This is a genomic window from Mycobacterium sp. (assembly GCF_032162105.1).
In the GTDB taxonomy this organism is placed as follows: Bacteria; Actinomycetota; Actinomycetes; order Mycobacteriales; family Mycobacteriaceae; genus Mycobacterium.
The window spans coordinates 1-10,184 of sequence record NZ_JAVRPS010000457.1 but is presented as its reverse complement, the minus strand read 5'-3'; the positions used below and the strand labels follow the sequence as shown (position 1 = coordinate 10,184).

Genomic DNA, 10,184 nt, shown 5'->3' with positions numbered 1-10,184 from the left:
AGTTGGCGGGTGTCAGCGTGGACTATTACGTCCGTTTGGAACGCGGCCGCACCGCCAACGTGTCCGAGTCGGTGCTGGACGCCGTCGCTCGCGCCCTGCACCTCAACGATCTGGAACGCACCCACCTCTTCACCCTCGCCAAACCGAGCCGCGCCAAACCGCGCGCCCTTCCTCCACAACACGTCCGCCCTGGCCTGCAACTGGTGGTGGACAGCATCGCCGACCTGCCCGCGCTCGTTTTGGGCCGACGCATGGACGTGCTCGCCTCGAACTCTCTGGCCCGAGCGCTGTACACGGACTTCGACGCGCTGCCGCCGCGTTTCCGCAACATGGCCCGGCTGATCTTCCTGGACGACCACGTGCGCTCGGTCTGTACGGACTGGCCCGCGGCGGCCCAAGGCATCGTTGCCAACCTGCGTCTGTACGCCGGCCGCTACCCGCATGACCCAGCGCTGGCGGAACTCGTGGGTGAGCTGTCCGTGCAGGATCCCGACTTCCGTCGCTGGTGGGCCGACCACGACGTGGATCAGCACACCTACGGGGTAAGAAACTGCCACCACGGCCTGGTGGGCGATCTGGAACTCGGATATGAGGCATTCACCGCAACGGACGACCCGGAGCAGACGCTGTGGGTGACCACGGTGCAACCCGGATCAGTGTCCGAGGAACGGCTGAAATTGTTGGCGAGCTGGGCGCACCCGGCCGCGGTGAACGGCTGAAAACGATTCTGCGGTAAGCCCTGCATTCACCTCGGCGCCGAGGCAAGGTCATTCGCCGCCAGCGCGAGAATGTCGTTCGCGTGACTGACGGCAATGAAGTGACCACCACCGCTGATCGGGTGCCAGATGGCTCCCGGGGTCTGGTCCGCCACCGTCTTGTTGATGGCCTCGGGCACCAGGGTGTCGTCGTCGCGCCCGAAGTGCACCAGGCGCGTCACGCTAGTCATGTCGAACGGCCACGCCTCGTACAGCATCGTGGCGTCGACGACGAGTCCGTCCGCTCCGTGGCGAAAGCATTCCCGAGATGCATCGAGAAACGACTGCATGACCTCCTCGTCAGCCAGTACCTCCCGATCCGCAGCACTCACCGTCTTCGTGATCGCCTTGGCGTAAGAATCCTCAAAGTGCTTGGCGCTCATACCAAGTAGCTCGTACATGAGCTTGAACCCCGGGTGGAGGTGAAGCGCCAGGCGACCGCCAAGCGCATCCTGGCTACTGAGATACCTCGCGGCCAGTTCGCCCCAAAGGTCCCGTAGTTGCCACCAGCGATGCACGTGACATGGACGAGGCGCGCGGGATCGAGGTATTCAGCGGTACGAGGGGTCCGTCACGGTCACCAGCTTCAAGATAAGTGACCGTCCGGTTCCCGGTCCGGACGCTTCCCTCTCTCGTCACGTGGACTCCTCACGGTGTTGATCTGGTCGAAGAGCAGGCCGCAATTGCGTCATAGATACGGATCGGCCCAGGCGCTGATGATTCGGGCCGCACGCGCAGCCTGGTTCTTCCCGGTGAGGAGGTGGTCGGCACCTTCGAGCGAGACGAAGCTGCGGGGGTGCCGGGCGGCACGGAAGATCTCGCTCGCATTTGCGATGCCAACCGTGTTGTCTGTCGGTGAATGCATGACGAGCAGAGCCCGGCGCAGAGTTCTGATCCGCTCCCGCAGATCGGCGGCGCGGACGTCCTCGATGAAGTGCCGCTTCAGGGTTAGTGCCTTGCCGCCGATGAGGAACGGCGCCTCGCCGTCGGCCTCGATTCGCTGGACGAGAGCGTCATAGTTCTGCTCGACGTGGGCGGGCTCATACGGTGCCCCGATGCTCGCCAGCGCCTCCACGGTCGGACACTCGTGCGCGGCGGCGATTACGGCCGCGCCCCCGAAGGAGTGCCCGACGAGGAGCCGCACCTCCCGGCCCAACTCGTTCATGAACTCCACTGCGCGCACGGTGTCGGCGACCTTGTGGGAGAACGATCCGTCCCCCCAGTCACCCTCGGAGCCGCCCAAGCCGAGATTGTCGAAGCGGAGCATGCCGATGCCCTCGCTGGCGAGCTGCTTACAGATCCGGCTCGCAGCCGGGCAGTCCTTGCCGAGAGTGAATCCGTGGGCGAACACACCCCATCCGCGCACTTCGCCCTGCGGGACGTCGATGATGCCCGCCAAGCTGGGCCCGGTGGTGCTAACGAAGGAGACTGGCTCTGCCACGCGCATCATCCTGTCACCACGACCAGAAGCACGAATGTATTCTTCGCGCAGGGAAGGGGTGAGGGCGATGGCGATCCACATCCGACCTCTGTTGCTGGTCGTCGTTGGCGGTTTCGCGATCTTGACTGCCGTCGCCCCGACGGCGACCGCGGACGGCGAGTCCGCCTACAACGGTGCACCAACGGTGGTTTCCGGTGGCCCCGTACCCACGATGAACGGTGTTCCGTGCGTCGCTGGACATCTGGGAACGTGTACCGGTTTCGCACAGAACTCACCCGCGCGCAAAGTGCCGCGATCGACGGTCGGCCACAGCCCGACGGTTAGCCCATAACGACGCGACGGCGCACAACACCGTGCCCACGGAGGTGGAGGTCACCACTCACGGCAACGGGCGAAACTCGCCGTGACGAATCAGCGAATGGGCTGCCCGGGGTAGGGGTTCTTCGCCGGAACCTGCTGATGTACCCGCTCAGCGAGCACGTGCGGCGCACACCGGGTGGCGAGGACCGTCAACAACCCGACGGGTGCCAGGATCATCGCCATCAGGAGCACGAGAGTCATTGCATCTGCCATGCCATCGACTATCCGACGTTTGCTGCACACCCAACAGTGGCAGCAATGACGACTGTAGATAATATTCTGCCATTCCTACCGCTGGCGCAGCCCTGCGATGACGAGCTGCACCATGCGACGCGCATCGTAGTTGGGGTCGGCGTCCGCGCCGATGCAGATGTTGCCGATGCCACGCATCAGTCCGTAGGCATCGACGCTGGGAACGATCTCTCCCGCCGCAGCGGCGGCCTTGAGCAGCTGGGCGCAGACGGGGACGAGGCGGTCGAGGAAGTAGGCATGCAGTGTCTCGAACGCGGCAGAGTCGGACTGCAATGCGCTGGCCAGACCGCGCTTGGTGACCAGGAAATCCACGAAGAGGTTGATCCAGTTCGACAGGGCGGCATGCGGAGAGTTGCTGTCGCGCAGCAGGATCGGACCCGCATCGGCGCACGCCTCGACCTGGTGGCGGTAGACGGCGACGATGAGGTCGGCTTGCGTCGGGAAGTGCCGGTAGATGGTGCCGACGCCGGCTGCGGCTGCGATGTCACGCACGGGCACGTCGACACCGGAGGCAACGAAGGCCGCGGCGACGACGGCCTCCTCGTTGCGCCGGGCGTCGGGACGTCGACCACGATTGCGTTGATCCGCGGATTGACCGCGGCCGCCGGCGTCCGCGCCTCAAGCAGTTCAGCGGGCGTGACCTCACCGGACCGGATCAGCTCGGCCAACCCCATGGCGTCGTAGCTCGTGTATCCGTCCACAGCGGAACCCTATTCCGTGCACGATCACGGCCAATGCGCCCGACATTCCGTGGCCGCGAGTGACGGCTGGGCGTTTGAACGAGGTGACGCCGCAGGGGGAAGACGCTAGCCTTGCTCGGAGGTCGGGTCCGGCGCTCCCGAGCCGCTCCTGCAAAGGAGTCCTCGCGGGCGCCACCAGAGAGGACAACCAGGATTCATGACCGAACGACAGCGCGCCACACCAGCCGCCAACGCCGCGAGGATCGCGGTCGCGGGGTTGATCATCGCCGGCGGTGCACTCGCCATGGCCAGCCAGGCCGGAGCGGATCCGGAAGTGCTCTACCCGACGCCGGTGCCAACGGGTCCTGATGCGCCCACCCCGCCTCCCGGCCAGCCCGTCGTGGAGTCTGCGGATGGGCCGGTGGCTCCGCCCGCGCCACCACCCGCCGGGCCGCCAATGGTGCCGGAGATCGCCAACCCCGTGTACGGCTCGGGTAAGACCGGGTCCGGCCCGCTCGCAAGCCTCAGGGATCTTTGGCACCAGGCCCAGGACCCGTACTCAATCACCGGGGCGCCCGACCAGCCGCTCGAAGGAACGCCACCGCCGCCCGGAGCCGGTCCGGCGCCGCAGCTGCCGCCCGGATACGTGTCGTTGACCGACCCCGGGTCCAACGGGCCTCCGCCGACTGACAACCATTCGGGCGGGCCAGCTCTGCCGCCCGGGTACTACCCGTTGAACGGGCCACCGCCGCCCGGGTACGGGCCGCCTCCGGTGCCCGATCCAGCCGCGCCACCAGATCCAGCCGCACCACCACCGGTCGCGCCGGTTCTCCCGACGCCCTAAACCCCGGCCAAGGTTTGACCACCTAGGGGAGGCCTCCGATGAGGACGTTCGTTCGCCGACTGGGGCCCGTCGTCATGATGGCGTTGGCGACGATGGTGATGGCATTGGCGACGATGGCGGCCGTGACCATCGCGACGCCGGCAGTGAGCTCGGCGCAATGTGACGACGGCGACTGGTGGGATCCCAAGGCGAACGTGTGCCGGCCGCCCGACGCGCCGATGGCTCTGCCATGCGAGCCTGGCCAGTGGTGGGACCCGACGGCCAACGTCTGCCGGCCGCTGGGGGTCGGGCCACAACCGCTCGCGTGCGAGGGTGGGCAATGGTGGGACCCGACGGCCAACGTCTGCCGGCCGCTCGGCGTCGGGCCACAACCGCTCGCATGCGACAACGGCTGGTGGTGGGATCCGACCGCCAACGTCTGCCGCCCGCCACTATTCCCGCCGGCCGGCTAGCCAGCGCACCTAGGCGGAGTTTCGACTGCCGGTAATTCTCGGCGTCGGTCAGCGGAAATCCTTCATCCACTCGACGTTCGAACGGTCTCGTCACGGATGGGGCTCGCCTCGACGATGCTGTCCAGCAACGCCGGCTTGGCGTTCTCTGGCAGCCCGCTCAGCGCTCCGACAAGGGCGGCCACGCACATCTCGCGTATCTCATCGAGCGGCACTTCGGGTCGGTCGATCCACTCCAGCCACGCAGTACGCAGGAACCGCAGCCAGGCACGCACGGCGATGACCACCAGCGGATGGGGATTCGCCGCCAGCGCACCAAGAATCCGCTCTTCCTGAGCGCGATTGCCGCGCTCGATGATCGCGACGACGTCTGGATCGGCACTGGCTGCGCCCCGGTGCACCGCCCGGGCGGCGTGGGAGTTGGCTCGACAATGCGCGAGGTAGGCGTCGATCCCGTGGCGGAGCTGCTCGAGCGGCGAGAGCGCAGGGTCGGGAACGCTCACCGCCATCAGGCGTCCGGACGAGCGCTCGATGAGCGCGGCAAAGAATGCCGCCTTCGTGGGGAAGTAGTGGTAGAGCAGCCCACGGGAGACACCCGCCATATCTGCGACCCGCTCGATGTGCACCCGCTCGTAGGGCTCCGCGGCAAACAGCTCGGCGCCGAGATCCAGCAGCTGCGCACGACGAAGCTCGGGAGCCAGTCGAATGCGTGCCATGGCCACACACTACTTGACATGGGTTCAGTAGCGCGCAAGTATTACTGAACCGAGATCCAATAGGGAGTGCTCATGCGAAACGACTGGTCGGGCAGCACCTTTCCGCACCCCCCTCGACGGCTGCCGATCGTGGGCGACCTGCTTGGGATTGATCCGCGCCGACCGCTCGCGGGCGTGATGGCCGCGGCCAAGGGACGGGGGCCGATCTTCGAGTTCAAGGTGTTCGACCAGAAGTTCGTATTGATCACCGGCGCCGACCTCGCCCAGGAGGTGTGCGACGAGAAGCGATTTCACAAGAGCCTCCCGCCCGCCTTGATAGGCCTGCGGGAGTTCGCCGGCGACGGCCTGTTCACGGCGCACGACCACGAACCCAATTGGCAGCTCGCGCACGACCTGTTGATGCCGGCGTTCACCAAGACCGCGATGCAGCGGTACCACCCGGTGATGCTGCAGGTGGCCGCCGAGCTCTTCGACCACTGGGACCGCCAGGAGGGTCCCGTGGATGTGTCGGCGGACATGACCCGGCTGACGTTGGAGACCATCGGGCGCACCTCTTTCGGTCAAGACTTTGGATCCTTCGACAGCGACCGCCGACACCCGTTCGTCGACTCGATGATCACCGCCCTCAAGACCGGGCAGCGGATGGGCGCGCTGTCGACCATGCCCGGGTCCGGGCTGCTGAAACGCCAACTGCGGCGGCGCAACGCAAAGAAACTGGCGTTCGTCGAGAGTTTCGTCGACGACATCATCGCTGCGCGCCGCCGCAGCGGTCACGCTACCGGCGACGACGTGCTCGCGATCATGCTGAACAACGCACACCCGGACAGTGGCGAGAGCCTGACCGACCTGAACATCCGCTACCAGATCCTCACCTTCCTGGTGGCCGGCCACGAAACGACCAGCGGCGCACTGTCATTCACGCTCTACTACCTCGCGCGCCATCCGGACGCGCTCCGTCGGGCACAGGAGGAGACCGACGCGATTCTGGGTCCGGACCGCGACGCCGAACCCGCGTACGACGAGGTGGCGCGATTCCGGTACATACGCCGTTGCCTCGACGAGGCGCTCCGGCTGTGGCCGACGGCGCCCGGGTTCGGACGCGGCCCGCGGGAGACCACGACCATCGGCGGCCGGTGGCTGATGCGGTCGGGGGACTGGGCGATCGTGCTGCTGCCCCTGGTGCACCGGGACCCGGCGGCATGGGGCAATGACGCAGCCGAATTCGACCCTGACCGGTTCCTGCCGGAACGGTCAGTGAGCCGAAACCCACATGCCTACAAGCCCTTTGGTACCGGCCAACGCTCCTGCATCGGTCGCCAGTTCGCGCTTCACGAGGCGGTTCTGGTGCTGGCGCGGCTTCTGCACCGGTATGACGTTGCAGGGGACCTGGCATACCAGCTGCGAGTGAGCGAGCGGCTCACGTTGATGCCACAGGGCTTCGAGCTGACGCTCAGTCGGCGTACCCCCACGATCACCGGGCCTGGCCGTACGCCGCGCGAAGCGGTGAGGTGAGGTGAGACGTCCACGCCTAGTGGCGACCCGTCCCGGCGACGTGCTCGCGGCTCACCTTTGGCTCGCGCGCCACCTGTCCAGAATCCGACGGTCCCGTTTGGTCGGCCGTCCGGCACCGCGATCACGGACCGCCACCGGAACGACGGAGGTCGGCGGCGGCGCGGGCGTTCGATCGAGGTAGCAGGTCACCGCATCGGCCGCACCGACCCGCTTCTCGATCACCCGTACCACCTCGACGATCCGCGTCGTGTCACCCACCCGGGCGCGCACTTCGTCACCGGGGGATACCGTCGTCGCCGGCTTTGCCGGCCGATCGTTGACCCGCACGTGCCCACCTCGGCACGCCGCGGCAGCGTCCGGCCGGGTCTTCGTCAGCCGGACCGCCCACAACCACCGATCCAGGCGGGTCGACTCCATGACATCCATCATGGACTGCCGACCGGCGCTCGTCGCCTTCCGGCGACACGGGGGCTCAGGCATCGTGGACGTTGCCTTGACTCCAATTCACAAAATTCACATCTGCCCCAGCAATAACATGGGCATCAGCACTCATTTCATCCACACCCAGCACTTCAGAACCACAAGCACCAATATCATCAACCGCCACATAACGGCTTACTAAATTGCACGCCGGTGGCGAGTGCGACCGCCGCCCTCATGCGATCGTGACCACACCTCGATGACCTGCACTTATATGCTCCGCACGGATGCGCCCGGCGAGCCTCATTGGCCTCGTGAGACGCATAACTATTAAATAAACTCAGAGAAGATAATTAGACTCATTAGCACCTCTGTTTAACTCACACCTCATCGGTAAACTCTGTAACGCGACCGAGCGGAGGGAATCAATTCGTCTCTCGCCCTGGCCTTTACTGGCGTGCGCACCCCCGCACGGCCTGACGAAGGGATCGACATGCGTGTGCGCAAGGCCGCCACGGTGCTCGCGATGACCGGTGCGATCGCCATGGCTCAAATCGTCCTGAACGTCCCGTCTGCTCAGGCTGAACCCAACTGGGACGCAATGGCTCGATGCGAATCAGGTGGAAACTGGTCAGCCAACACCGGCAACGGCTTCTACGGCGGACTTCAGTTCACCCCCGCCACGTGGGCCGCGAACGGGGGTGTCGGATCACCCGCCGCCGCGAGTCGCGATGAGCAAATACGGGTTGCGCGCAACGTGCTGGACACCCAAGGGCTCGGAGCTTGGCCGGTCTGCGGCGGTCCAATGGGCACGGCGGCTGGGACTTGCCGCGCGTTGGTGGCCTGGATTCCTCTCGGGAATCTGCCCCGTTTGTGCAACGTGCTGCTCAATCCCTTCACGTGACCGCGGGTCGGTCCCCGGCCGACGCCTGGTTTGTCCATTCGGCAAAGCAACACCTGACCAAGATGTGGCCCTGGGATGTCGAGATCGGCGTAGCGGCTCCGTTCCAGGGGTAGATGAGGCCAAAGTGGCCCATCACGAGAAATGGAGACCACCATGGCGAAGTACCTGATGCTCAAGCACTACCGCGGCGCCCCCGAGCCCGTGAACGGCACCCCGATGGACCAGTGGACGCAGCAGGAGATCGACGACCACGTGCAGTACATGAACGACTTCGCAGCACGGCTCGAGGGCACCGGTGAGTACGTCGACAGCCAGGCGCTCTCGCCTGAGGGCACGTTCGTCCGCTACGACGGGGAGGGCCGACCGCCGGTCACCGACGGACCCTTCGCGGAGACCAAGGACCTGATCGCCGGCTGGATGGTGATCGACGTCGATACCTACGAGCGTGCGCTCGAACTCGCCGGCGAGTTGTCGGCAGCCCCAGGGGCTGGCGGAAAGCCGATCCACGAGTGGCTCGAACTGCGCCCATTCCTGGGCGCGCACCTGACGGTCAACGAATGACCGGACCGGCCAGGTCAGATCAGGTGCTGGATGAACTGCTGCTTCGGGAGCTGACTCCCGCAGTGATCGGCGTGATCGTGCATCGCGGAGTCGACTTCGCGGCGGCCGAGGACGCAGTGCAGGAAGCACTCATCCAGGCCGCGCTGACCTGGCCGGAGAAGCGGCCGGCCGACCCCAAGGGTTGGCTGGTCACCGTCGCCTGGCGCAAGTTCCTCGACGCCCATCGGTCTGAGGCCTCACGTCGCGACAGGGAGGAGCGCGTCGCGGTCGAGCCGCCGCCGGGACCGACCGAGACCGCCGACGACACGTTGCAACTCTTCTTCCTGTGCGCGCATCCCTCACTGACCCCGTCGTCCGCGGTGGCTCTCGTGCTGCGCGCCGTCGGTGGATTGACTACGCGCCAGATTGCGCAGGCCTACCTCGTGCCGGAGGCGACCATGGCGCAGCGCGTCAGCCGGGCCAAACGGACGGTCCGCGACGTCCGATTCACCGAACCTGGCGACTTGGCGACCGTGCGGCGGGTGCTGTACCTGATCTTCAACGAGGGCTACACCGGCGATGTCGACCTGGCCGCCGAGGCGATCCGGCTCACCAGGCAGTTGGTGTCGATGACCGACGACCCAGAGACCGCAGGACTTCTCGCGTTGATGCTGCTGCACCACGCCCGGCGAGAAGCGCGGACCCGGAGTGACGGCAGCCTGGTCCCTCTGACCGAGCAGGATCGCTCCCGCTGGAACACCTCGATGATCACCGAAGGAGTCGCCGTACTGCAGACCGCGTTGGGCCGCGACCGACTCGGCGAGTTCCAGGCACAGGCCGCCATCGCCGCCCTGCACGCCGACGCGCCGCGCGCCGAGGAGACCGACTGGGTGCAGATCGTCAGCTGGTACGACGAACTGCTCCGCCTCACCGAGAGCCCCGTCGTGCAGCTCAACCGAGCCATCGCGATCGGCGAGGCCGATGGCGCGACAGCCGGTCTGGCGGCCTTGGCCACGGTGGACCGTGACCTGCCCCGCCACACCGCCGCCGCGGCGTACCTGCACGAGAAGGCGGGCGACCTTGCAACCGCAGCACGGTTGTATGCCGACGCCGCCCGGTCGGCCCCCAACCTCGCCGAACGTCACCACCTCACCCGGCAGGCAGCGCGGATCAACCAAGCGCTGCGGGGGGTGAGCCGACCGATGAGATCGGCCTGGGAGTCGTAGGCTACCTATCTGCCAAACCTCTCCGGGTGGAGCAGCGCAACAGTGAGCAGTCACCGTCGACGTCGACAACCGCGGTTTCTAGCTA

Annotated in this window: 12 protein-coding genes and 2 pseudogenes; 7 read left to right on the top strand and 7 right to left on the bottom strand. The window is 66.4% G+C overall.

Translation table 11 applies throughout. The features are described 5' to 3' along the window. Nucleotides 1-719: MmyB family transcriptional regulator (locus QOC69_RS23515; protein WP_526444110.1), on the top strand; the 719-nt coding region annotated here is incomplete at its 5' end. A gap of 26 nt (nt 720-745) precedes the next feature. Here the strand turns inward: QOC69_RS23515 and QOC69_RS23510 are convergent. The 4 genes and pseudogenes from QOC69_RS23510 to QOC69_RS23495 all read right to left on the bottom strand — a co-directional run. Further along, the gene (locus tag QOC69_RS23510) at nt 746-1,156 is read right to left on the bottom strand and encodes a hypothetical protein (protein WP_526444108.1); all 411 of its coding nucleotides are present in this window, start codon (nt 1,154-1,156) and stop codon (nt 746-748) included. Between the two features lie 287 nt (nt 1,157-1,443). Further along, nucleotides 1,444-2,196, bottom strand: a complete 753-nt coding sequence (locus tag QOC69_RS23505; protein ID WP_526444106.1) for an alpha/beta hydrolase family protein — start codon at nt 2,194-2,196, stop codon at nt 1,444-1,446. A gap of 411 nt (nt 2,197-2,607) precedes the next feature. Beyond that, nucleotides 2,608-2,769 carry a hypothetical protein gene (locus QOC69_RS23500; RefSeq protein WP_526444104.1) on the bottom strand — a complete coding sequence of 54 codons (162 nt, stop codon included), beginning with the start codon at nt 2,767-2,769 and terminating at the stop codon, nt 2,608-2,610. A gap of 75 nt (nt 2,770-2,844) precedes the next feature. Next, nucleotides 2,845-3,375: pseudogene (locus tag QOC69_RS23495) on the bottom strand (TetR/AcrR family transcriptional regulator); the annotation flags it as partial. A gap of 330 nt (nt 3,376-3,705) precedes the next feature. Between QOC69_RS23495 and QOC69_RS23490 the strand changes: the two are divergent. Together QOC69_RS23490 and QOC69_RS23485 are read left to right on the top strand one after the other, a co-directional pair. Continuing rightward, nucleotides 3,706-4,332, top strand: a complete 627-nt coding sequence (locus tag QOC69_RS23490; protein WP_526444102.1) for a hypothetical protein — start codon at nt 3,706-3,708, stop codon at nt 4,330-4,332. 38 nt (nt 4,333-4,370) lie between these two features. After that, nucleotides 4,371-4,784 (top strand): hypothetical protein, encoded by a 414-nt coding sequence (locus QOC69_RS23485; RefSeq protein ID WP_526444100.1) that lies wholly within the window; start codon nt 4,371-4,373, stop codon nt 4,782-4,784. Nucleotides 4,785-4,846: 62 nt separating this feature from the next. Here QOC69_RS23485 and QOC69_RS23480 read toward each other — a convergent pair whose 3' ends face one another. Then, nucleotides 4,847-5,497 (bottom strand): TetR/AcrR family transcriptional regulator, encoded by a 651-nt coding sequence (locus tag QOC69_RS23480; RefSeq protein ID WP_526444098.1) that lies wholly within the window; start codon nt 5,495-5,497, stop codon nt 4,847-4,849. Nucleotides 5,498-5,569: 72 nt separating this feature from the next. Here QOC69_RS23480 and QOC69_RS23475 point away from each other — a divergent pair, with 72 nt between their 5' ends. Then, the gene (locus QOC69_RS23475; RefSeq protein ID WP_526444096.1) at nt 5,570-7,009 is read left to right on the top strand and encodes a cytochrome P450; all 1,440 of its coding nucleotides are present in this window, start codon (nt 5,570-5,572) and stop codon (nt 7,007-7,009) included. A 51-nt stretch (nt 7,010-7,060) separates the two neighbouring features. Here QOC69_RS23475 and hslR read toward each other — a convergent pair whose 3' ends face one another. Both hslR and QOC69_RS23465 read right to left on the bottom strand, forming a co-directional pair. Continuing rightward, complete coding sequence (gene hslR / locus QOC69_RS23470) at nt 7,061-7,426, bottom strand: Hsp15 family ribosome-associated heat shock protein (protein WP_526444094.1); 366 nt, start codon at nt 7,424-7,426, stop codon at nt 7,061-7,063. Nucleotides 7,427-7,481: 55 nt separating this feature from the next. Further along, the gene (locus QOC69_RS23465; RefSeq protein ID WP_526444092.1) at nt 7,482-7,616 is read right to left on the bottom strand and encodes a hypothetical protein; all 135 of its coding nucleotides are present in this window, start codon (nt 7,614-7,616) and stop codon (nt 7,482-7,484) included. A 402-nt stretch (nt 7,617-8,018) separates the two neighbouring features. On the opposite strand from QOC69_RS23465, the pseudogene QOC69_RS23460 reads away from it, so the two are divergent. The 3 genes and pseudogenes from QOC69_RS23460 to QOC69_RS23450 form a co-directional block, all read left to right on the top strand. After that, nucleotides 8,019-8,333, top strand: a pseudogene (locus tag QOC69_RS23460) (transglycosylase family protein); the annotation flags it as partial. A 153-nt stretch (nt 8,334-8,486) separates the two neighbouring features. Beyond that, nucleotides 8,487-8,894 carry a YciI family protein gene (locus tag QOC69_RS23455; protein WP_526444090.1) on the top strand — a complete coding sequence of 136 codons (408 nt, stop codon included), beginning with the start codon at nt 8,487-8,489 and terminating at the stop codon, nt 8,892-8,894. Nucleotides 8,895-8,920: 26 nt separating this feature from the next. Beyond that, complete coding sequence (locus tag QOC69_RS23450) at nt 8,921-10,099, top strand: RNA polymerase sigma factor (RefSeq protein WP_526444112.1); 1,179 nt, start codon at nt 8,921-8,923, stop codon at nt 10,097-10,099. Nucleotides 10,100-10,184 lie beyond the last annotated feature (85 nt).

Bases quoted from the DNA above. Each gene is read 5' to 3' on its own strand.
- hslR (WP_526444094.1), bottom strand. From the start codon at position 7,426: ATGGAGTCGACCCGCCTGGATCGGTGGTTGTGGGCGGTCCGGCTGACG.
- QOC69_RS23500 (WP_526444104.1), bottom strand. From the start codon at position 2,769: ATGGCAGATGCAATGACTCTCGTGCTCCTGATGGCGATGATCCTGGCA.
- QOC69_RS23480 (WP_526444098.1), bottom strand. From the start codon at position 5,497: ATGGCACGCATTCGACTGGCTCCCGAGCTTCGTCGTGCGCAGCTGCTG.
- QOC69_RS23475 (WP_526444096.1), top strand. From the start codon at position 5,570: ATGCGAAACGACTGGTCGGGCAGCACCTTTCCGCACCCCCCTCGACGG.
- QOC69_RS23490 (WP_526444102.1), top strand. From the start codon at position 3,706: ATGACCGAACGACAGCGCGCCACACCAGCCGCCAACGCCGCGAGGATC.
- QOC69_RS23485 (WP_526444100.1), top strand. From the start codon at position 4,371: ATGAGGACGTTCGTTCGCCGACTGGGGCCCGTCGTCATGATGGCGTTG.
- QOC69_RS23510 (WP_526444108.1), bottom strand. From the start codon at position 1,156: ATGTACGAGCTACTTGGTATGAGCGCCAAGCACTTTGAGGATTCTTAC.
- QOC69_RS23455 (WP_526444090.1), top strand. From the start codon at position 8,487: ATGGCGAAGTACCTGATGCTCAAGCACTACCGCGGCGCCCCCGAGCCC.